Genomic DNA, 23,690 nt, shown 5'->3' with positions numbered 1-23,690 from the left:
GCTTATTTCCTCTTCTGTAAATCGGTAATGTGGTTAAGTACCCGCTTTAAAGAAACAGGATATTTAGTCCCTAACTGCTGAGCAAACAAAGATACGCGTAACTCTTCTATCATCCAACGCAGTTCTTCACCCTCTTTACTGTATACCGGCAACGCCAGCTCTTTCTCTCTTTCGATAGCGGTATCAATTTGCTGCATCGCTAAGCGATCTTTATGAGAATCTATCGCTAGCTTTTCTAAGCGGCGCTCTATGGCTTTAAGATAACGTTGCACATCGGCTAAACGCTGTAAGCCAACCTCTCGAACAAAACCTTTGTGCACCAATGCCGTCAGTTGCGCTTTTATATCGGCATGTGCTAATACACGGTCAAAGCCTACTTTGCCTTTTAGCTGCTTGTTAATTTGGTAGTGCAAACTTAATATTTGTTCTACCTGTACCACTGCTTCTAAGGTTTCGGTGGCTAATTCTGCACGCACGGTGTCACATAAAGATGCGAAGTCATCAGGGTTATCGACTTGATGCAGCTGGGAGTATTTATCTATTACTGCCAAACAGCAATCATCAAGCAATACATCCACTCGGCCGAAAGGATTAAAATACAAACCCAATTTGGCTTTATTTGGCAAATGTTGCTGTAAGTAACTTAATGGTGAAGGAATATTAAGCTGCAATAACTTACTTAAACCACGTGTTTGGCTCCAGCTGGCTTCCTCTTGTTTATCAAATAACTTCAACGCAACGGTTTTACCTTGATCCTCTAACGCGGGAAATGCAGTGATTTGATAACCCTGACGCTGCTCTTCAATCATTGAAGGTAGCTCACCAAAACTCCATTCTGTTACCTTAGCTTGCTCAGCAAAAGAACTAGGCGCAATTTCAGCAATACTTTGTTCAACTTGATCTTGTAACTTGTTTTGCAGAGCTTGGTAGCTTCGCCCTTGCGCCACTACCTTGCCTTTATCATCAATCACCTTAAAGTTAACTTTTAGGTGATCGGCCACCGAATCCATATTCCAAGCATCTTCGGGGATCTTCGTTCCGGTCATTCTAAGCAGTTGCTTTGTTAATACTTCAAACAGCTGCCCGTCTGCATTTGGCACTGCTTGCAAAAACGCTTTTACGTAGTTAGGCACCGGCACAAAATTGCGGCGAATCGGCTTTGGCAGAGATTTAATTAAACCGCTAATCAGCTCTTCCCTAAACGCAGGGATTTGCCAATCAAAACGCGAGAAGTCTAATTGGTTTAATAGTGCCAAAGGAATATGCGCACTAACACCATCATCGACCTCGGCCGGCTCAAATACATAACTCAAGGCCACCGATACTTGTTCAAACTGCCATTGCTCTGGATATTGTTGTTCTGTTACATGGCTAGCATCGTGCTGATAGAGCATTTGCTTAGAAAAACTCAGTAAGTCAGCTTGCTGCGCGCTCGCTTTTTTCCACCAGCGATTAAAATGGCTAGCCGATACTACGTCTTCGGGAATTCGCTCAGCATAGAAATCGAATAGCACTTGATCATCAACTCGCACATCACGACGACGCTGCTTTTGCTCTAGCGCTTCGGCGTCATCAAGCAATTGCTGGTTCTGTTTAAAGAAATCATGCTTAGCAGGCCATTGGGCTTCTACCAATGCTGAACGAATAAACACTTCACGCGCAACCACCGGGTCGATACGCCCGTAGTTAACCAAACGTTTGTTCACCAAGCTTACGCCGTATAAACGAACACTTTCGTAAGCCATTACAGCCTGTTGTTTAGTTGACCAATGGGGCTCGCTGTATGATTTTTTTATCAGGTGCTTAGCTTGTTCTTCTAACCAAGCGGGTTGAATTTTAGCGACCCCCCGAGCAAACAAGCGAGAGGTTTCCACTAGTTCAGCTGCCACTACCCATTTAGGTGGCTTTTTAGCTTGGCTAGAACCAGGGAACACCACAAAACGAGCATTACGTGCACCTAAAAATTCACGGTCTTTATCTTTAAAGCCTAAATGGCTTAACAAACCCGCGGTAATGGCTTGGTGAATCGCGTCGTAATTGGCTTCTTCTTGATTAACTGAATAATCGAGCTCTTTAACTACCGTGGACAGTTGAAAGACTAAGTCTTGCCATTCGCGAATTCGCATATAGGCTAGAAACTCTTGCTTACATTGTTTGCGAAATTGATTACCCGACAAGGCTTTTTGCTGCTCTTGTAGATAGCGCCACAACAATAGGTAACTAGAAAAGTCTGAATCTTTATCTACAAAACGAGCATGTTTTTGGTCCGCCGCTTGTTTGCGATCATTGGGCCTCTCTCGTGGGTCTTGAATGGATAGCGCAGCACAAATCACCATCATTTCCTGAACACAGCCAAACTGCTTAGCTGCCACCATCATTCGCGCTAAACGAGGATCAATGGGAAACTTAATCACTTCGCGCCCAAGCGGGCTCAAGCTCGGTTTACTTAAGCCATCTTTTAACGCGCCAATTTCTTCAAGTAAATTTAAACCATCTTTAATATTGCGCTGATCGGGCATATCAATAAATGGGAAATCTTCCAATTTACCCAGTTTTAGACCAAGCATTTGCAAAATAACCGAGGCTAAGTTGGTCCGCAAAATCTCTGGATCAGTAAATTCTGCGCGGCCTTCAAAATCTTCTTCGCTATATAAACGAATACAAATACCTTCGGCAACCCGCCCACAACGGCCCTTACGCTGATTAGCACTGGCTTGAGAAATGGCTTCAATGGGTAATCGCTGTACTTTAGAACGATAGCTATAACGGCTAATACGAGCAGTACCAGGGTCAATCACATAACGAATACCTGGAACCGTTAAACTAGTTTCAGCAACGTTGGTCGCTAATACAATGCGCCTTCCCCGATGCGAAGAGAAAATTTTGTTTTGCTCTGCATTAGACAAACGAGAATAAAGCGGCAGTACTTCGGTATCACGGAAATTTCGTTTTTGCAGATAGTCAGTTGCATCGCGAATTTCTCGTTCTCCATTCATAAAGATAAGAATATCACCCGGCTTCTCGCGATATAGTTCTTCAACCGCTTCCGCTAAACCTTCTAGTACATCTTTAGTCTGTTCGCCTTCATTCAACGGGCGATAACGAGTTTCTACGGGGTAAGTTCGCCCAGAGACTTCAATCACTGGAGCATTGTTAAAATGCTTGGAGAAACGCTGCGGGTCGATAGTCGCCGAAGTAATAATTACTTTTAAATCTGGACGTCTAGGCAGCAATTGCCTTAACACGCCCAAAATGAAATCAATATTTAGGCTTCGTTCGTGTGCTTCATCAATAATCAGTACTTCGTACTGCGATAAAAACCGATCTTGCTGCATTTCTGCCAGTAGCATACCGTCGGTCATTAATTTGATTAAGCTATCGTTTTTAATTTTGTCGTTGAAGCGGATTTTATAACCCACTAATTCACCAATCGGTGTATCTATTTCTTCGGCTATTCGCGCAGCGACTGTTCTGGCGGCTAATCGACGAGGTTGAGTATGGCCAATGTAACCTCGACTCCCCAAGCCAAGCTCTAAACAAATCTTAGGAATTTGAGTGGTTTTACCAGAGCCTGTTTCACCGGCAATGATCACCACTTGATTGTCGCGAATCGCCTCATAAATAGTTTGCTTTTGTTCAGCAACCGGCAGCTGTGGTGGGTATTCAATAGGTGGAATAGCACTACGACGACGCTTAGCTAAATCTAGAGATTTATCTAAGCTTGAACTGAATTTTTCAAAAGCGGCACTTTGCTTGGCCTGATCATCTGAATTTAGTTGAGCAAGCTGTCGCTGCAGACGATAACGGTCTTTGGCTAACGCGAGAGAAATTTGTTGTTTTAGATCTGAAAAAGCCGACTGCAAGAATTAACGCCTCGTAGGGTTGCATACGAGGCGCAAATGCTAACAATAATCACTGAGAAAACAAGTCTAACTCACTTGTTTGTAGCAACTATGCAAATGTTTATCGATACCACCAAGCACTTCTTCGCGCGTGATAATGCCCAAAAGTTTGCCTCGCTCGATAACTGGGTACATTTTGGGCTTTTGCTGAAGCATGCTTTGAGCAAGTTCCAATATGCTAGTGTCTGGGCCTACAATAAGTACATCGCTACGCATCACGTCTTCCACTAATGATACGGTTTCGCAATGGTAAGTGGCCTCTAACAGACTCTTTAAACAGTCTTGTTCTGATATCCAACCAATGACATGTTTTTGTTCATCAATCACTGGCGCGCCTAGCTGCTTGTGTTCCAATAAACTATGCACCACTTCGGCAATCGGCTGCTTAGAGGTAAAGCACACCGGACGAGTCAGCATGTAGTCGCGAACTTTAAGATTCTCTGGCATAACCAATACTCCTAATAAGTGCTGTTACTTTGAGCTTAGTTGTCCTGAGACAATTACACCAGCAAGCCAATCAACTCTGCTGGGAACCACTATTTTAGGAATGTTAGGCAATTTCACCCATTTGGGTAATAGTAGAGAACAGCTTAGCGGAGTAGTATTTATATCGACTGAGTCGCTAACTCAGTCATCGCGTTTAGTTACCTATTGCTGTGTACACCTTTACACAAATTATGCAGGCCCTTTGTTTTTATAAACAAAGGGCTTTTTTTTGTTTTTTTAACAAGCAAAAAGTTAATGCAAGCTATTGAATATCAATAAATAAATAGCTAAAGGAGCAATTTCACCCATTTGGGGAATGGTGAACTAAAGCCACTGAGGATAATATTTATCGCGACTGAGTAGCTAACTCAGTCACGCGTTTAGTTACCTATTGCTGTGTACACCTTTACACAATTACGCAAGCCCTTTGCTGCTATAGCAAAGGGCTTTTTTTTGCCTACTTAACTTGCCACTGTAGGGTTTCGCCAGCAAAAAACGGTACTAAGGTCTCGTCTTCAACCATTACACTTTCTGGCACTTGCCATGCTTGCTTGCTTAACGTAATCGTTTCGCTGTTACGTGGTAAACCGTAAAAGTCAGGGCCATTAAAACTTGCAAACCCTTCTAACTTATCCAGTATGCCTAGCTGGTCAAAAATTTCTGCATATAGTTCAATGGCAGCCGGCGCACTGTAACAACCCGCACAACCACAAGCACTTTCTTTGGCTCCTTGCACGTGAGGTGCAGAATCAGTTCCCAAAAATATCTTCTTAGTGCCAGTAGCCACTGCTTTTTGTAACGCCTGTTGGTGAGTTTGACGCTTTAATACGGGCAAGCAATAGTTGTGGGGGCGTAAGCCTCCCGCTAACAAATGATTTCGGTTGTACATTAAATGCTGCGGAGTAATAGTTGCTGCGACATTATCTGGCGCATTCATCACAAACTCAGCGGCCTCTGCAGTAGTAATGTGCTCAAACACTATTTTAAGGTCTGGCAAAGAAGCGACTAAGTCGCGCATGTGTGCGTCAATAAACGCAGCTTCTCTATCAAAAATGTCGATATCTGAATGCGTTACTTCGCCATGCACTAACAGCAATAAACCGTGCTCAGCCATTGCTTCGAAGACTGGACGTAAAGCACTGACGTCGGTTACGCCGTGGGCAGAATTTGTTGTGGCGTTTGCTGGGTAGAGCTTACAAGCTTTAACAATGCCGCTGGCTGCTGCCTCGGCAATCATTTCAGGACTCGTGGCGTCAGTTAAATATAAAGTCATTAACGGTTCAAATTGACTTTGCTCAGGCAGGGTTTGTTTAATACGCTGATAATAAGCTTTAGCATCACTGACTTGGGTAACCGGCGGAGTAAGGTTTGGCATAATAATCGCGCGCGAAAAATGCTTAGCGGTCGCATTTGCTGCAACATTAAGCATTGCTCCGTCACGTAAATGTAAGTGCCAATCGTCTGGTCTAGTAATAGTAAGTGTTTGAGTCACAACAATCCCCTGAGTCGATAATAACAATTCGCGGGAAGTCTACCCCAAGTGACTAAACAAGTCTTGTGAGCCTTGGCTATGCCTATGAATTATTTGCAACTAATTGCTGCAATTCATTAACAATGGTCTCGGCAGCTTCGTAATCATATTCTTCTATCAACTGCTGTAAGCGTTTTGCCTGAGACGGGAACCGCTGCAAAATAGCCTCATGTTGATCAAGAAAATCATTACTTTCGCTATCAAAGTCATCCAGCAATTGGGACAAAGTTTGTAAATCAGAGAGTATTTCTTCATCGCTAACATTCGATTGAACAGCCGATTCAGGCTGAGCTTGCTGCTCACTGCTAAGCACAAATTGTTGTAAGGCTATTTGTAGTGGTTGCAAGTGACTCGCCAGTTGGTCTAACTGTTCACTTAATACTTCGCCCTGCTCTGCTGCCAGCTCTATCACTGCGGCTAAATCTGAAATGACTTGCGCACCTAAAGTTGCTGCCACGCCTTTAATAGTGTGTGCAATACGTTGAACATCGGCTGTTTGGTGTTGCTGAAATGCCTGCTGTAAATCAACCAAAGACGTATTATTTACACTGGCAAATTTAGCTATCAATTTCAAATATAGGGTTTTGTTTTCAGCTGCATTGGCTAGACCAACCGCAGTATCCAAGCCTTTAACAACTGGCAGTGCTTGGTATCCGTTGTCACTAGCGGTAAACGCCGGGTCAGTTACAAGTGCTGGCGCACTAGGCGTAATCCATTTAGCCATCACGCTAAACAAGCTATTTACATTAATCGGTTTGGGTATGTGATCATTCATGCCCGCTTCTATGGCTTTTTCTCTGTCGCCCGCTAATGCATTTGCCGTAAGCGCAATGATCGGCAGGTCTTTTAAGGCCAACTGATGACGTATCACTTTGGTGGCGGTGTACCCATCCATTACTGGCATTTGGCAATCCATTAATACACCGTCTACTTGATGCGTTTTTAGATACTCGGCCGCTTGCATTCCATCTCCACAAACCACGCAGGAAATACCATTGGTTTTAAGCAGCTCAGTAATCAACTCTTGGTTAATTTCATTGTCTTCGGCCACCAATATATTTGCGCCACGTAAATGAGTTATATCTTGGTCTGCTCCGTGCTGTTGAGCTTCTCGTCTAGTTTGCTCAAACACCTCAATTTGTCTTACGTCGATAACCGTATCGAATAAATGAGAAGGGGTCACTGGCTTGGTAAGAATGGCGTCTATTTTAATGTCTTTAGCTTCTTTACTTAATTCATCACGACCAAATGCAGTGATCATCACTACATCTAAATCGATACCCAAGGCTTCAATTTTACGAACCGTTTCGACGCCATCCATGTCTGGCATTTTCCAATCCATAAGCACTATATCAAAAGGCTCTACATCAGGCGCTTGTAGCAAGGCCAACGCCTCTTTACCACTAGCAGCAGACTCTACCGAGAGTCCAAATCCCTCTAGTACCTGAACATTGATTTCTTTAGCACTTGGGTTGTCGTCAACCACTAGCGCTTTTAAGTTAGACAGCTGCGACTCGTTTGTATCGCGTAAGGGTTTAGCGTTTTTCTGAATCACCATCGGTAAGTCGAAATAGAAACAGCTGCCCTTACCTGGCTCACTGCTTAACGCAATTTTTCCACCCATTATTTCAGTTAGTTTTAAACAAATCGCTAACCCTAATCCTGTACCGCCATGTTTACGCGTGGTCGAACTATCGGCTTGTGAAAAAGGTTTAAATAACTTAGCTTGCTGCTCGGGTGTCATGCCTATACCGGTGTCACTTACCGAGAAATACATTTGTACTTGAGCGTCGGTAATTTCTTTAGCCTCAATTTTTACCACTACAACGCCTTGCTCGGTAAACTTCACTGCGTTGTTACACAAGTTCACGAGTATTTGTGTCAACCTAAGTGGATCCCCTAACAGCGCTGTTGGCATGTTAGGGTCTATATCAAATAGTAATTCTAGATTTTTTTGTTCGGCACGTAAGCCCACTAAATTAGCTAAATTGTCCAGAATATCTTCTAAACGAAACTCAATTGCTTCAATGTCTAGCTTGCCAGCTTCTATTTTGGAGAAGTCGAGAATATCGTTAATGATGCCTAACAAAGCCTCTGCCGAGCGGTGTACCTTATCAATGTAATTTCGCTGTTTATTGTCTAGTTCAGTTTCTAACGCTAAGTAAGACATACCAATAATCGCGTTCATTGGTGTTCTTATTTCATGCGACATATTGGCTAAAAAGTCACTCTTAGCTTGGTTAGCACTGTCTGCTTGAGCGCGAGCGTCATTTAACTGGTCTTCCAGTTTTTTAATCTCGTTAATATCAACATGAATACCGTTAATGCGTATTGGTCGTCCCTCATCATCGAGCTCAGACACGCGGCCAATGCTTAATATCCAACGGTACTGGCCGTTTTTACAGCGCAAACGTATTTCGTTACGTAATAAATCCGTTTCCCCGGCTAAGTGCTCTTCTAGCTTGTCATTGTTACGAATTGCATCTGTAGGATGAATTAACTTAAGCCACGCTTCGGTATCCCCTTTTAAACGTGCCCACAATCCATCACCCGCACGTAATTCGCCAGCGGCGTAGCCAAGCATACTCTCGTAAATAGCATTCACCTCTATCCGATCTTCTTGCGGATAGTAATCCCACATACCCAAGCCTGCACCAGACGCAGCAGAATCTAATCGCTCTTCACTTTCACGTAATTGCGCTTCTACCTGTTTGATTTCAGAAATATCGAAGATAGCGCCATCAGAGAACGTTGCTTCCCCCTCTTCACCTAGGGAAACAAAAGCTTTTTGCAGCACGTGTTTTTCGCGGCCATGGGCATCAATGATTCTAAACTCTTGAGAAATAGCACCACCTTTTTGATTGAGATCTTTCGAGCGGTCAATGCTTTCTTGATAATCATCAGGGTGAACTAGATCTTTATAACGCCGGGGCGCATTAGGCCCTACAAAGTCTTCTACTGGGTAACCCGTTTGCTCAAACACTTGCTCACTAACATACAACCACTCTGGTGCTTCACCTTCTACCAATTTTACCCGATAGATAACGCATTGTAAGTTGTTGGTCAGGGTTCTAAATTGACGCTCACTATCGGCCAATTTTTGCTGGGCTTTTTTACGTTCAGTAATATCGCGAATGATACCGGTGAAGTGGCGTTTTCCTTTTAGGAACACTTCTTTAACCGCCAGTTCCATAGGGAATTCTTCGCCATTTTTACGCAAACCAAATACTGCACGCTCGCTGCCAATAACGACCGAGTTTGGCTTTGGTAGATAATCAGCTAAGGTTTGATCGTGATTGTCGGCAATAGACTTTGGCATTAACATTCTAACGTTATTACCTACAACTTCTTGCTCGGTGTAGCCAAATATTTGCTGGGCAGCAGGGCTAAAACTACGCACAATGCCAGATTGCTCTATCAGCACAATACCGTCGGCGATGGTATCCACAATGGTGCGGATCCTTTCTTCATTGTCGGCCAAGGCTAAACGCGCTTGGTAGCGCTCGGTCATATCAATAAGCGATACTTTTACTTCAACGATTTTGTCGTTTTCCACAACACCAGACGCAATATTAACACTGACATTTTTTTGCTGGCCATCAGCACAAATAATGCTCAATGTTTCATCGTTAAAGCTTTGACCTTGTAGGGCGCTTTGAAGTAACTGTTTAGCCCGCTGCTGGTTTGCTTCATCAGTGCCTAATTGGTGCCAATATAGATGTTTAAATTGATCTCGCTGCTGATCGATTAACTCCGCAAGACTAAGATTATGTTTTAGAAACTTACCATCTTCATTTAACGAAGCATAAGCAATAGGGGCATTTTCGTAGAGATCCCACAAGGTTTTTTCGCGTACCCGTAACTCTGCAGTGCGGTCTTCAACTTCTTGCTCTAATTCTGCTTTAGAGCGCTCTAAACGCAGGTTTATTTTACGAACTAAGGCAAACACCAAAACAAACAACAAAATGCAAAATGCGAGGGCTGAACCCAGTACCAACAACACAATATTACGAAAGCGTAAGTAACCCTGCATCACTTCTTCATGATCAATCTCAGATACTAAGCCAATCTCCAGCTCCGGATCCCAGCGCCATGCGCCAACAACGGCTACCCCTCGATAATCTTTATAACCAATAAAATTAGCGCCGTCTTGCTTGGCGATAATTGAATAACCACTCTTGGTCCAAACCGGGTTTTCGCCTTTATGATTGGGGACTTGAAGCTTAATGTTAAGTACAGAAGATTGCTTGCCATCAAGTAAACCTAAAGCGGTCAACTCATCTTCAAATTTGCTAGGTGAAATCATATAACCTGAACGGCTAACCAAATAGGTTTCACCGGTTTTGCCAATACGAGCGCCTTTTAATAGTTGCGAGAACTCTGTCTCTGGATCCATGCGCAGCGTCAGCAATGCCACAACTTTACCATCTCGATTTTTTATCGGTGCAGCAATAAACATGGTGGAATGCACATTTTGCACTTTACCTTGCAACATGTCGTCTAAATTAATCTCGGGGCGAATCGGCGGAATAATTACCGTATCACCGTTAAACGCGCGATTCAGCAAATGTGGGTAGTAACGAGTAATAACGTTGATTTCGCCAAGGTTTTCATCTCGCATTGAGGCAATGTTTATGCGATCTCTAGAAATGATGAAAAAACCTAAATCATCAAAAATCGCACGATAATTGTCAACAGATTGACGCAAGCCTTCTAATGCGGGGTCATCAATTAAACTGTCTTTTGAATGTTCTGCCTCAATTAACACAGTAGAGAAATGCTTAAAGGTGGGATCTAAGGCAATCGCATCAACTTTAGATTGCCAGCCTTGCTTCCATTCGTCCAAGCCAGCATCAGAAGTATCAAGTACTGATTCAATAACATCTTCTAACTGGGAGAATTGATGATGTTTTAGTTGTTGCAGGCCAATACTGGTTACCGCAGCAATAAAAGCAATCGCTGCCGTACATATGGCAACAATCACTAAAATACTTTTACGCGAGCTAAGTAATAAGCTGACATTTTCAATGGTTGATTTACGCAACCTGTTCAAAAGCATCACGATTAAAATGAGTAAGGCAAACAGTACCCATAACAATTGCTCAACTTGCATATACTTTCCTTGTCACTCGCATTTAGTCACCCCATCTTTTAGGGCCAATCACTTAACTATAATCCCCAATCAAAACTAAATACAATGCTTAGGCCAAAAAGCTAAAAATCAATTAAATTCAAAAGATAAGCTTACTACTTTAGCTAAATAAAAACGCCCTTATTAATTAAGGGCGTTTAACAAAAACTCTCTCAGCTCTAATTGAAAGATTCAGCAAAAAAGTTATCCATGGCAATAAATGAGCGCGCTGCTGCTTTAGGGTGATATTCCGCTTTCCCGGTCATTGCAGCCGCTGGATTAGTAAAAGAGTGAACTGCACCGCCGTAGGCCACAAACTGCCAATCAACTTTTGCTGCGCTCATTTCTTGCTCAAAATCGGCCACTTGTTTTGCCGGAACAAAAGGGTCTATGGCGCCATGCAGTACTAATACTGGCGAAGTGATGTTGTTAGCGTCTGTAGGATTTGGGGTATCTAAGTTACCGTGAAAAGACACCACTCCATTGATGGCTTCGCCCGCACGCGCTAATTCAAGCACCGCGCCACCACCAAAGCAAAAACCTATTGCACCGACGCTATCGGCGTCTGTATTTGCACTGGGCAAATTGGCTTTCATCGCATCTAGCGCTGCCTTAGTTCTAGCACGTAGTAAGGGTCTGTCGCTGCGAAGCGCTGTTGCCGCCACTTTTGCTTCATCTGCATTAGTGGGTCTAACGTCAGTACCATAGACATCGGCCATCATTACCGCATAGCCCATTTCTGCTATTTTTTTTGCCTTAGTTAACGAGCCTTCGGTGGGGCCCATCCAATTTGGAACCATCAGAATAGCCGGTAGCCCCTTCTTCGCATCATCAAATACTAAGGTAGATTCGAAACTTTTATCACCAATGGTATGGGTTACCGTTTGGCTAACCATGGTTGCGTTAGCACTTGAAGCGAGCATGATGCCGCCGAGTAGAGTGAGCGTTTTCATTGCATGTCCCTATGTTGTGTAGTTTGCTCTAACAATACGCACAGTGTAGTAGAAAAGTTTTCTGTGGCGGATAAATCAAAAACTTTTGGCGAAAAGCTAAGCAAACTAAGCGTTTATTGCACTGTTCAAGCGACCTCAAACAGATTTGTGTTATGGTTAGCGATATAGCTTTTACTTACAGCGACAAGATTAAAAACAGTTCATGAGCGACAACACTTTTCTGTTCCACGATTACGAAACCTTTGGTATTCATCCGGGCAAAGATCGCCCTTGTCAGTTTGCTGCAATTCGAACAGATTGGGATCTTAATCCTATCGGTAAACCTATCGAGTGGTTTTGTCAGCCGCCAAATGACTATGTTCCTCACCCTCAAGCGTGTTTAGTAACAGGTATCACACCACAGTTGGCGCAAAAAAAAGGCCTAGTTGAAAGTGATTTTATTGCGCGTATAAATCAAGAGTTCAGTGTTCCTGGTACCTGTGGTGTTGGCTATAACAGTATTCGCTTTGATGATGAAGTTACGCGTTACACTCTATTTCGTAACTTTTTAGATCCTTATGAGCGTGAATGGAAAAATGGAAATTCGCGCTGGGATTTAATAGACATGGTGCGGGCATGTTACGCGCTTCGACCAGAAGGCATTGAATGGCCAACTAACGACGATGGCCTAGTAAGCTTTCGTTTAGAGTTGCTAACGGCAGCCAACGGCCTAAGCCATGCCAATGCACACGATGCGGTATCAGACGTGTACGCCACCATCGCTATGGCTAAGCTGATTAAAGACAAACAACCTAAACTCTTTAGCTATTTGCTTAACCTTCGTAACAAAAAAGCGGTGGCTCAGCAGTTTGATTTACTTAATAACAAACCACTGGTGCATATATCAGGTATGTTTGGCGCCGCTCAAGGCTGTGCTTCATGGGTATTGCCAGTTGCCTGGCATCCAGTAAATAAAAACGCCATGATAGTGGTCGATTTAAATAAAAATGCCAGTGTATTGCTTGAGTTAAGCGCGGAGCAAATTCACCAACGCCTTTATACTTCACACGCTAATTTGGCCGATGGTGAGCTTCCCATTCCGGTGAAGCTAATTCATACCAACAAGTGCCCAGTGTTAGCCCCCGCCAGTACACTAACACCTGAACGCGCCGAAGAGCTTGGCCTTAATCGCAGCCAGTGCCGTCAAAGCTTAGACTTAATGGTACGAAACAAGCCGCAAATAGAAGCAAAACTTAATCAAGTATTCGCCATTGAGCGCGAGTTTGCAGAAGACGACAACCCAGATACCTCTTTATATAAAGGCTTTGTGGGCAATGCAGATAAAAACCTGATGCAGGTGTTAAGATCGAGTGATCCGCAGCTGATTACTAAACAGCAGTTTCAGTTTAGTGACCCTCGTTTGAACCGTTTGATTTTACGTTTTAAAGGGCGTAACTACCCCGAATACTTAAGCGAAAAGGAATTGCAGCAATGGCAAGCCCATCGCCAAGCCACATTGGCCGAGCAAATTGCGGTGGTTTATCCAGAGTTGGAAATGCTAATGAACGAGTATCAAAATGATACTAATAAGATAAATGTGTTAAAAAGCCTGTATAACTATATAGAAAACCTTTAAAACGTGAGCAAAATGCTACTTTATTCCGCCGACTAGGTTATAATTGTCGGCGCATTAGGGATGAACAAGAAAATTCAATGGAAATGGTTCAGAAGGTAAAATTGTCGATAGCATCAACAGCAAGTATTGCTGTCGCTATGACTTTATGTTTTTCCTCCCCGTGCTTCTCTTCCGACGAACATTTATCCTTACGCCCGTCTTCTTTACTTCGTTTAAGTGCTGAGCAATTTGCTCTATTAGGCGAAATTTTCGAAAAGACCTACGAAGATACCGATTTCTCCCCCACTCTCACTAATAGTTATTTCTCTAAATCAGAGCTTTACGACATGGTGGCAGTGCCAGTAATTCAAACTCCTTTTAATTCTTTTCGCGTAGAGTTATTTAGTCACATTTACGACCCTAAGTATTCGGTATATAACCAACTTCATGAAGACTCGATTTACCACAGCCTAGGACAACGCCAAATGTCTTACTTGGTAGACAAAACTGATATTGCCGTAGGTTTAGGTTTTGTTGCGCCACTCAATGACAAGGTGTCAATGAAAACCATTGTTTCAAGTCACGACATACCAGGTTACGGCGACAGTAACTTCTCTGTGGGCTTAGAATTTAAGTACTAAACCCACTTTCAGTTGCCGCTACGCTTTTCTTTCAAATACCACTGCACTGTTTGGCGCTAAAACAATAGTTTGTTTATCACCCTTGCCTTGCACAGTAAAGTCAGCATCTGCCCATAGAACTTGCCACTGCTCACTATCAAGCTCAATCTCTATATGTAAGCTTTGTTGCTCGCTCCAGTTAAACCAATATTGGCGCACTAACTGCTGTTGTTGATATTGCTTTGCGTGTTGCAAAGAAAAATCGTCAAAACGTGCGGCGTCTGCACTATTTTGCTCTAGTACTGTTAGTACGTCGCGCTGTTGAGCATTTAACTGATTTAGGCGGTCACCAGAAAATACCAATCCACTGCTGGCCAACACACTTATACGGTGCCAATTGTAAGCGGCGGCGGTAGTTTGCTGATGTGGAATGTTATTTAAAGTCACGCAATCTGGGTCGTTATGCCATAAACGTTGGTCTTGCCAATTGCGGAAAAACGTTTCTTTAGCAATTTGCTTAAAGCGGCCAATGTTTCGATCAACATCATCGGCGATACGCATACCGTGAACTAAACCTAACGATGGCCACATTGGCGCATTACAGCCCAAGATGTATGCATCACCATTGCACGCTTTATTGATCGTTTCCATGCCCATACGATAGGCTTCAATACGTGTTTTATTGGGATCGGCTCGATAACCTTTAGCCAGAGTACCCCAGTAAATGGCATCCAATTTAAAGTAACGCACGCCCCAATGGTGGTACATATGGCTAAATACATCATGTAGGTAACGGTTCACGTCTGGCTGAGTGGTATCTAACACATACCAAGGTGTACAGCGCCAGCCGCCATAAGTAACTTCTTCAGCCGCTAAGGGTTGGCCAAATTGATTTTTTACAAACCACTCTGGGTGTTGTTGGAACAAACGAGATTCAGCTTGGGCAATAAACGGTGCCACCCAAATAGCAGGCTCTTTACCTTGCTCACGGATCCGCTTGCATAGGTTTTCTACCCCGCCACTGAAACGCTCCGAAGGATATAACCAATCCCCCATAAACTCTTGGTAACCGTCGTCAATTAACAAGTATTCAAGTTGATCATGAGGGCTAATTAATTGCTGTAGATTCTCTTCAATATCAGCGGCGCTAATATCGGCATAATAGTGATACCAAGAACACCAACCGTTTGGTTTACTCGGCCACTGTAAGCGTGGGTGCTGCTGTTCAATAGCCTCTGCAAATTCTTCAAGCAGTGCTTCGCGGCTAGCATTGTGGCCCACAAACAAGCTTTCACTCGTTATATGGTGACGAGCGGCTACAGCTAAGGTATCGGTATCAATACCAATGATCAATCGACCATCAGGGTACACTTTAAAGTAGCCACTAAAACGCTCGCAGGAACTAAAACCTAAAAGGGTATATTGCCCGTCACACTCAATAAGTAACTGATTGTAAGCGGTGAAATGATCGCGGTCTTCACTTAAGCGATACTCACCAGCATCAGGGCAACGACCAATGGCTGTAATGTGCTGGGCGCTACCATAATTTTGCGCCAACATTTGAAACCCTTCACCATGAAATTGGGCGTTCTCAGGTAATTGCCCTGAAAACAAATCAATTGGACCCAATTGCAAACTATTCGCAGACAAGTTGTCGATTCGTACCACACATTGTTGCTTGTCCCACTGCGGGGTGTATAAGATTTGATGTTGTGGCGAAGGCAGTTGCCACTGGCGAACCAATTGAAGAACAGAGTCTAAGTTAGAAAACACTTATCAACACCTTTAGTTACAATAAATTACACGCTAGTCTCTACCTTAGATATTAGTGATCTATCTTCAGTAAACACGATTGCGGCAGATTATAATCGAAGCCTTAGCAAACTAATCATGACTAAATCATGATTTCTTGCTAGCTTCGACAAAATAAAGGGAACGATAATATGTCTGAAACCACCCCACAAGATCTATCTCTGCTCAATGGGCTAAAAACGGTTGTTAATAGTGAACTAATACCAAGTCGCTTAAATAGCAAACAAACCGCTGCGCTTTGCCAAAGGTTAAACTGCACGACAATTGAATTAGCCGAGCGACTATTACCACTAGCCGCGAGTTTCTCTTTTGCACCCAAGTCTAATTTTAATGTTGGTGCTGTGGCAGTAGATAAACAGCAACAACTGTTTTTAGGCGCTAATTACGAGTTAGCCTATGGCCCGCTCACAGGCAGCTTGCACGCCGAACAAAGCGCGATTTTTAATGCCTTAAGCCACCAAGCCAGCGAACTCACTCACTTAGTGATTAACGCAGCGCCCTGTGGTTATTGCCGCCAGTTCATTAATGAGTTAGCCAATGCCAATCAGCTAAGTGTTCGCTTTAATCAGCAGAGCTATGATTTTCCAGAATTGTTACCACAATCCTTTGGTCCTGAAGATTTAGGCGTTACTACTCCGCTAGCCCGTTTAGCGTTAAGCACTGCCTCACAATCCCCCGATTTTGCAAAAGCCAGCTACGCGCCCTATACCCAAGTACAAAGTGCGATGTTTGCTTACGCTGGCGACAAAGTGCTCGCTTGGAGCTGTTACCTAGAAAACGTTGCGTTTAACCCTTCTCTCTCGCCGCTTCTCACTTTATTATCACAGCTAACGCTAAATCATCTGAGCTTAGACAAAGTAGAACGTTTCGAATTATGGGAACATAAGGACAATCAATTCAGCTTTAAGCAAGAATTACAGAATTTTGCGGAACATTCTCAAAAACCTATGGTCCACCATAGCTACCCTTCAACGTAGGAGTATTTAAATGTTAGGAACTGCGCTAAGCGTTTCTGGAACGAAAGTGTTATTGCTCGGAGCTGGCGAACTCGGCAAGGAAGTTGCCATTGAATTACAACGTTACGGCGTTGAGATTATCGCGGTAGATCGCTACCCCAATGCTCCTGCAATGCACGTAGCTCACCGCAGTTATGTGATTGATATGCTTGATAGCGAAGCGCTTAAGGCGCTGATATTAAAAGAACAACCGCAGCACATTGTTCCTGAAATTGAAGCCATAGCAACCCAAACTTTAGTTGAGTTGGAGCAGCAAGGCTTTGCTGTTACTCCTAGCGCTCGTGCTACGCAACTCACCATGAACCGCGAAGGTATTCGCCGTTTAGCAGCAGAAACACTAGGCCTGCCGACTTCTGCTTATCAATTTGCCGATAGCTTAGAAGAATGCCAACAGGCCGTTGCCAATGTAGGTTTGCCCTGCGTACTTAAACCGGTAATGAGTTCATCGGGTAAAGGCCAATCGACGCTACGTGATAACAGCCAAATCAACGCCGCTTGGGATTACTCACAGGAAGGCGGTCGCACTGGCGCGGGTCGAATTATCGTAGAAGGCTTTGTTGATTTTGATTACGAAATTACCTTACTTACGGTTAGGGCAGTAGACGGTATTCATTTTTGTGCGCCCATTGGTCATCGCCAAGAAGACGGCGACTACCGTGAATCATGGCAACCTCAAGCCATGTCTGAGCAAGCATTAGCTAAATCTCAAGATGTAGCGCGTAAAATAGTCACCGAACTTGGTGGTTATGGTTTATTTGGTGTAGAGCTATTCATTAAAGGTGACGAAGTGTACTTTAGTGAAGTATCACCGCGGCCCCATGATACCGGTATGGTTACCCTAATTTCTCAGGACTTATCTGAGTTTGCCTTACATGCAAAAGCCATATTGGGTTTACCGATTAAACAAGTTCGCCAGTTTGGCGCCAGCGCCTCTGCAGTTATTATGGGCGACGGTAACTCAGAGAATATTCGCTATAGTGGTTTAGCCGAGGCTTTAGATTTCCCCGACAGCCAATTGCGTTTATTCTCCAAGCCAGATATTAATGGTCAGCGCCGTTTAGGCGTAGCGCTAAATCTTAGCGACAGCATCGAGCAAGCGGTAACTAACGCTAAGCACGTAGCCGCTAAGGTTAAGGTCACTTACTAAGCATGACCTCGGGGTCATTTTCCATAAATGACGATGAATTGGCGCTATTACTGGCGCCAAGTACCACTCCTGTCTCCTCAAAATTACTTAGAATATTGTGGTTTCAGCAAACCGCGATCCCATCCCACTACCCCTTAGAAAATGTAGAAGTCACGCAAATAGACGAATTGCAGTTACAACTGCAGCAGTCTAATGAATTTGATGCCATTGTGTTTAACTGCGCTCAGCTTGATAGCAACCAACTCACGCTATTAGCGGGTTTGTTAGAAGAACAATCGCAGATTTCGGTATTTTTGGTAGGGAAAATGCCCAATATGGCCTTTAATTTACCCGACTTTACTTACTGCGAAAGCCAACAAGAGTTGAACGAGCACTTTACCCATTGGTGTAATTCAATTAATGCGCAATATCGTGAGTGGGCAGCAAACAAATCGGTCTACATTTATAGCCCAGTGGCAGACCAAGATTTGCAACAGCAGATGAAAAACCTAGGGTTTGGCGAAACCCATACCTGGCAAGCTAAACAAGACAATGTGCAAATGCTATTGCAGCAGGCTAATTTGGTCGTGGTATCGGTATTTGATGATGACCCAGAAATCATCGACGTGATAGAAAGTCTCGCCTCAGTGTTACACCGCCCTGGCTTGTTTTTATTGTTTCAAGAACAATCTACCCTTAAAAACAGCATTACTTTGCTCACTAAACACTATGGTTTAAATCTTTATACGTCTTTGCTTTATAACCAGTTTACGCATCAAGTTGCCTACCTTAGCCGACAATTTTTCCGGCTCTATCGACATAAACTTAATCAGCTCAGCGATACCACTAAACATAGCCACTACTTAATTCACTGTACCTATGAAAATGAACTAATAGGATATTGGGACTGGCCAGAAACGCAGCGACGAAGCGACGAAACACGCGAATTTAGTGAACCGGTTAACGCGGTGTATTGGCATCACTTCAAATATGAGCTGTTAAAAAACAACATAGAGCTAACGCGTATTGCCAAGCACTATAGCAATATCATGCTGGCCTTTAGCCCTGAATTTCCCATGGATAATTTGTCGAGCCTGATAAGAATTAAGCAACAACAAGTAAAATTAGCTTGGCAGCCTAACTTAGTAGCTCAACTCAAAAACCACCCTACGGTATTAGATTTAGTAGATGTATTAGTGATTTCACTGGATATGTGGATTTTGCTAAATGTGAATAATGATAACCGCGCTTTTTGGCAAAGCGTAAAACAACGCTGCCAAGATCAGCAAGTGTCGCTGGCGATCCTAGGAGTACAATCTGAATTGATTCAATATTGGCGGGATAAAGGCTTTGACTTGCTGATCCACCGCGATGATGCGGAGTAAGTAGCCCAATACGTTAGGCTACTTCGTAGTATTTTGGGGTTATTTCTAATTCTTTATCAATGATGGTTTTAGCCATTCTGGCACATTTACCACATTGCGACGCAACACCGTGCTTTTCTCGTACATCGGCTAAGCTTTCGCAGCCTTGCTGCACCGCTTCTTTAATTTGCTTGTCGGTAACTCCGTGGCATAAACATACAAACATTGCTGCACCTCACTAATAACAATACAGCAATTATATTGCGAACCATTATCATTCGCAATATCTTTTTCAGTTTATACTGGATTATCTATATCAATAAAGCTGACATCGAGACCATGCTCTACAGCCAACCACTCACCTAATGCTTGTGCGCCATAGCGCTCGGTAGCATGGTGACCCGCCGCAAAGTAGTCAATGCCCATCTCTCTGGCGGTATGTACGGTATTTTCGGATATCTCACCGCTAATAAAGGCATCTAAGCCCTGCTCTGCGGCCAGTGTTAAATATGATTGACCACCACCAGTACAAATACCGACTTTTTGAATACTTTTCTGATTGGAGATGTGTAAAGGCTTACGCTGTAATACTTGTTCAATACGCTCGGCAAAAGCTTCACCTGAGACAGGTTCGGCGAGCTTGCCTACCATTGCCACACTGCGTGGATCCCACGGCTCTAAACCGCGTTTTAAAGTAATCCCCAAACGCTTGGCTAACTGTGCGTTATTGCCTAGTTCGGGATGAACATCTAATGGGAGGTGATAAGCATAAAGGTTGATATCGTGATTTAACAACGCTTGTAGACGACGGCGTTTCATACCGGTAACGACTGCGGCTTCGTTTTTCCAGAAAAAACCATGATGAACCAATATAGCATCGGCGTTTACTTCAATAGCTTGGTCAATTAAGGCTTGGCAGGCAGTAACCCCTGTAACCACTCGCTTAACCTGCTCACGGCCTTCAACTTGCAGACCATTAGGGCAATAGTCTTTAAACTTAACGCTTTCTAAATGCTGGTTTAATATGTTTTCTAATCGGGTATTTTTCATTACATTAACTCACAATGGTTTGGCACATTGTAAGTAGCAGACCCGATCAGAAACAAGCTTTAGCTGGTAGGCTTTACTTAAAACAATACAAACTGGCTGTTTTGCTCTGCTTGTTGCATCCAGCTTGGACGATCGTTACGTTTGATCCATTGGCGATGTAATGCGCTGTAAAATGGCGCTCTAACACCAGCCATTGCTACAAAAGGGAAAGACACTAGGCCAACTAGAAATAACGCGATACGACGAACGATGATAATGCTGGTAGAAAATTGCTTACTCATTTCGAACACCTCGACTGGTTTGACCACTAAATAGTAGCCAACATTTAGTAATAAAACTACAAAAACCATGAAAAATGTCGAAATAAAAAGCTATTGGTTTAAAAAGATGTAAAAAAATAACAAAGGAATAACATTTTTGGATAGGCAGAGTTTCATTGAGGATTTACGTTGGTGTTTACACGCCCCTGCTCTGCTAGGTATTCAGCCACTTCCTTTTACCGTAGATAAGGGTTGGCAGAAAGGCTGGCAACAAGCACTAGAGCAGCATTTAGCATTAGCCAAGCAAGTTGATGCTAATCCTCGTTTAGGTTTGTACTTTGAGCAGCTGTGGCGCAGTTTAATTGCGCTTCATCCCGATTGGCAGTTATTGGCCGACAATGTAGCGGTGCAACAAGATGGTCGCACTCAAGGAGCTATCGATTTTCTATTGCTTAATCATTCGCAGCAACAGATAGAACATTGGGAACTGGCGGTAAAGTTTTACCTAGCCGCTCAATTATCTCCGCAGAGTGAACATTATTTAGGGCCCAACCAGCAAGATCGACTCAACAATAAGCTCAGTAAACTATTACTAAAGCAGCTACCGCTTGGCCGTCATCCGCAGATTCAAAAACTGCGCAGCCCCTACCCCAATTACACATTTAAACAGCGAATTTTATTACCGGGTTATTTATTTAAACTTGCTGATCCTAAGCACACTCAACCACAAGATCTTCATTGGTATGACCTTCAGCACTGGCAACACATGCAGCAAAGCCAGTGGAAGCGTTTAACTAAGCAGCAATGGTTAAATCCAGCGGCTTATCATCTCAGCGATTGTGAAAAAGCCTTAGACCTCAGTAAAGGACCAATACAGTTGTACCTACCTAAAAATGGCCAACAACCCGCCAAACGAGTATTCATTTGCCCTAACGATTGGCTCGTTAGGGCAAATGCTAAGCTACATAGCCGGTAAATTTAGCGCTTTCGCTCTTCAGAGGAATATTCGCGCATCATGCCTTCTACGGTTTCTACCATCTGGGTACTGCCGCAGAAAAACGGAATACGCTGATGAAGCTCGCTAGGAACAATGTCCATAATCCGATCAAAGCCATCGCTCGCTTTACCACCTGCCTGCTCAATCAAAAAGGCCATTGGGTTACATTCATATAATAAGCGTAACTTACCCTCTGGTGCCGAAGCCGTAGAAGGATATATATAAATCCCGCCTTTTAATAAATTACGGTGAAAATCAGAGACCAACGAGCCAATGTAACGCGAGGTATATGGGCGCTTAGTGTCCGGTTCTATTTCTTGGCAGTACTTAAGGTATTTTTTCACGCCCGTAGGAAACTTAAGATAGTTACCTTCGTTAATTGAATAAATCACACCATCTTCTGGAATGGACATATTCTCGTGAGATAAATAAAACACCCCTAGCGATGGGTCGCAAGTAAAACCGTGAACCCCATGACCCGTGGTATATACCAACATGGTTGAGGAGCCGTATACCACATAACCTGCTGCCACTTGCTGGTTACCCGGCTGTAAAAAATCTTCTAATACTGCAGGCGTACCACAGGGACTGATACGCTTATAGATAGAAAAAATGGTGCCTACTGATACATTTACATCAATATTCGACGAACCATCTAAAGGATCCATCAATACGACGTATTTACTGTCTATGGAGCGCGAGCTATCAAAACTCACAAACTCATCTTCTTCTTCAGAGGCTACACCACATACCTCACCACGGGCTTCTAAGGCCGCTTTAAATTTCTCGTTCGCATACAAATCTAGCTTTTGTTGTACCTCTCCTTGAACGTTTTCAATGCCCGTCGCACCAATAATATCAACCAGGCCGGCTTTGTTGATTTCACGGTTAACGACTTTAGAAGCTAAACGAATAGCCCCCAACAGCTGGGTTAGCTCCCCTGTTGCATCGGGAAACTGGTGTTGTTTTTCTATTATGTATTCACCAAGAGTTATCATTTTTATCCCTATTTATTAGCACGCTTCCTAATGAAAACCTTTTCAGTCCTCAATGTTATTTTGCAAGTATTTACGAAAAATTACTAGCGCCGAGGGATAATTGTCATACATATAATTGAAAAAAATATTTGCAAATTCTTTGAACAGGTAATACTGTATATCCATACACTGTATAAAAACACAGTTAAACTTCGACATTGACTTAGAGCATGGAGCGAACAATGGCACAACAAATTGAACAACTGCTACAAAGCAACAAGGTATGGCAAGGCAGCCAATGGCAACACAGTCATCTTGACGTTCATTCAAGTGGCTTTGAACAGCTTGACCAACAGCTACCTAACCATGGCTGGCCACAAGGCGGTATTACCGAGGTGCTTTATCAGCAACACGGTATTGGCGAATTACAGTTGCTGCTTCCTGCTCTGGCAAAATTGAGTCAACAATCTCGCTGGATCATTTGGGTAGCACCGCCATTTATGCCTAACGCGCCTGCCCTACAACAACATGGCGTAGACATAAGCAAAGTGATTGTTATTCGCCCAGAGCAATGTAGCGATATAACGTGGACCATTGAGCAAGCCCTAAAAAGTGGCTCATGCAGTGCGGTATTAGGTTGGGTAGATGGCTTAGATTTAAAAGCCAGTCGCCGTTTACAACTGGCTGCAGAACAAGGCGACAGCCTAAGTTATTTATTTAGACCGCTACAGCAACAACAGCAAAGCTCTAGCGCCAGTGTACGAATAGCCCTACACCCTAGTAAGGCGCCTAACCAAATTAACTACCACTTGCTAAAACGCCGTGGTGGCGCGCCGCTCTACGAGCAAAGCATGCCACGACTTAATTAAGC

At 43.5% G+C, this 23,690-nt stretch carries 17 protein-coding genes; 7 read left to right on the top strand and 10 right to left on the bottom strand.

Annotated elements, in window-relative coordinates:
• Positions 1-2: 2 nt before the first annotated feature.
• The 5 genes from hrpA to Q4549_RS01550 all read right to left on the bottom strand — a co-directional run bounded on the left by hrpA (position 3) and on the right by Q4549_RS01550 (position 12,003).
• Entirely contained in the window at positions 3-3,863 is a 3,861-nt protein-coding gene (gene hrpA, locus Q4549_RS01570) for an ATP-dependent RNA helicase HrpA (protein WP_303553145.1), read from the bottom strand.
• Between the two features lie 66 nt (positions 3,864-3,929).
• The gene (locus tag Q4549_RS01565; RefSeq protein WP_137672950.1) at positions 3,930-4,349 is read right to left on the bottom strand and encodes a CBS domain-containing protein; all 420 of its coding nucleotides are present in this window, start codon (positions 4,347-4,349) and stop codon (positions 3,930-3,932) included.
• A 496-nt stretch (positions 4,350-4,845) separates the two neighbouring features.
• Positions 4,846-5,880 carry a dihydroorotase gene (gene pyrC, locus Q4549_RS01560; RefSeq protein WP_303553144.1) on the bottom strand — a complete coding sequence of 345 codons (1,035 nt, stop codon included), beginning with the start codon at positions 5,878-5,880 and terminating at the stop codon, positions 4,846-4,848.
• An 82-nt stretch (positions 5,881-5,962) separates the two neighbouring features.
• Complete coding sequence (locus tag Q4549_RS01555; protein ID WP_303553143.1) at positions 5,963-11,032, bottom strand: PAS domain S-box protein; 5,070 nt, start codon at positions 11,030-11,032, stop codon at positions 5,963-5,965.
• Positions 11,033-11,229: 197 nt separating this feature from the next.
• Positions 11,230-12,003: a dienelactone hydrolase family protein gene (locus tag Q4549_RS01550; protein ID WP_303553142.1), complete on the bottom strand. Its 774-nt coding sequence runs from the start codon at positions 12,001-12,003 to the stop codon at positions 11,230-11,232.
• Positions 12,004-12,205: 202 nt separating this feature from the next.
• Here Q4549_RS01550 and sbcB point away from each other — a divergent pair, with 202 nt between their 5' ends.
• Positions 12,206-13,618 carry an exodeoxyribonuclease I gene (gene sbcB, locus Q4549_RS01545; protein ID WP_303553141.1) on the top strand — a complete coding sequence of 471 codons (1,413 nt, stop codon included), beginning with the start codon at positions 12,206-12,208 and terminating at the stop codon, positions 13,616-13,618.
• Positions 13,619-13,695: 77 nt separating this feature from the next.
• Positions 13,696-14,238: a hypothetical protein gene (locus Q4549_RS01540; RefSeq protein ID WP_303553140.1), complete on the top strand. Its 543-nt coding sequence runs from the start codon at positions 13,696-13,698 to the stop codon at positions 14,236-14,238.
• A gap of 18 nt (positions 14,239-14,256) precedes the next feature.
• Here Q4549_RS01540 and Q4549_RS01535 read toward each other — a convergent pair whose 3' ends face one another.
• Positions 14,257-15,990 carry a glycoside hydrolase family 36 protein gene (locus tag Q4549_RS01535; RefSeq protein WP_303553139.1) on the bottom strand — a complete coding sequence of 578 codons (1,734 nt, stop codon included), beginning with the start codon at positions 15,988-15,990 and terminating at the stop codon, positions 14,257-14,259.
• 170 nt (positions 15,991-16,160) lie between these two features.
• Between Q4549_RS01535 and cdd the strand changes: the two genes are divergently transcribed.
• The 3 genes from cdd to Q4549_RS01520 are packed head-to-tail and all read left to right on the top strand — an operon-like array spanning position 16,161 to position 19,556.
• Positions 16,161-17,006 (top strand): cytidine deaminase, encoded by an 846-nt coding sequence (cdd, locus tag Q4549_RS01530; protein WP_303553138.1) that lies wholly within the window; start codon positions 16,161-16,163, stop codon positions 17,004-17,006.
• 10 nt (positions 17,007-17,016) lie between these two features.
• A complete protein-coding gene (gene purT, locus Q4549_RS01525; RefSeq protein WP_303553137.1) occupies positions 17,017-18,192 on the top strand; it encodes a formate-dependent phosphoribosylglycinamide formyltransferase in 1,176 nt (391 codons plus the stop codon).
• Positions 18,193-18,194: 2 nt separating this feature from the next.
• The gene (locus tag Q4549_RS01520) at positions 18,195-19,556 is read left to right on the top strand and encodes a hypothetical protein (RefSeq protein ID WP_303553136.1); all 1,362 of its coding nucleotides are present in this window, start codon (positions 18,195-18,197) and stop codon (positions 19,554-19,556) included.
• 13 nt (positions 19,557-19,569) lie between these two features.
• Here the strand turns inward: Q4549_RS01520 and Q4549_RS01515 are convergent, their stop codons facing one another.
• The 3 genes from Q4549_RS01515 to Q4549_RS01505 form a co-directional block, all read right to left on the bottom strand.
• Positions 19,570-19,761 (bottom strand): bacterioferritin-associated ferredoxin, encoded by a 192-nt coding sequence (locus tag Q4549_RS01515; RefSeq protein WP_137672960.1) that lies wholly within the window; start codon positions 19,759-19,761, stop codon positions 19,570-19,572.
• Positions 19,762-19,832: 71 nt separating this feature from the next.
• Positions 19,833-20,585 (bottom strand): Nif3-like dinuclear metal center hexameric protein, encoded by a 753-nt coding sequence (locus Q4549_RS01510; protein WP_303508587.1) that lies wholly within the window; start codon positions 20,583-20,585, stop codon positions 19,833-19,835.
• 77 nt (positions 20,586-20,662) lie between these two features.
• Entirely contained in the window at positions 20,663-20,866 is a 204-nt protein-coding gene (locus Q4549_RS01505) for a DUF2517 family protein (protein WP_137672962.1), read from the bottom strand.
• Positions 20,867-21,002: 136 nt separating this feature from the next.
• Here Q4549_RS01505 and Q4549_RS01500 point away from each other — a divergent pair, with 136 nt between their 5' ends.
• Positions 21,003-21,821, top strand: coding sequence for a DUF1853 family protein (locus tag Q4549_RS01500; protein WP_303553135.1), 819 nt, complete (start codon positions 21,003-21,005; stop codon positions 21,819-21,821).
• A gap of 2 nt (positions 21,822-21,823) precedes the next feature.
• On the opposite strand, the gene fbp is transcribed toward Q4549_RS01500, so the two are convergent.
• Positions 21,824-22,840 (bottom strand): class 1 fructose-bisphosphatase, encoded by a 1,017-nt coding sequence (gene fbp / locus Q4549_RS01495; RefSeq protein WP_137672964.1) that lies wholly within the window; start codon positions 22,838-22,840, stop codon positions 21,824-21,826.
• Between the two features lie 221 nt (positions 22,841-23,061).
• Here fbp and imuA point away from each other — a divergent pair, with 221 nt between their 5' ends.
• Positions 23,062-23,688, top strand: coding sequence for a translesion DNA synthesis-associated protein ImuA (gene imuA / locus Q4549_RS01490; RefSeq protein WP_303553134.1), 627 nt, complete (start codon positions 23,062-23,064; stop codon positions 23,686-23,688).
• The last annotated feature ends 2 nt before the right edge of the window (positions 23,689-23,690 follow it).

This window comes from Agarivorans sp. 2_MG-2023 (genome assembly GCF_030548085.1).
In the GTDB taxonomy this organism is placed as follows: Bacteria; Pseudomonadota; Gammaproteobacteria; order Enterobacterales; family Celerinatantimonadaceae; genus Agarivorans.
Note: the sequence above shows the minus strand (reverse complement) of the source record. Positions and strands in the feature narration are given on the sequence as shown.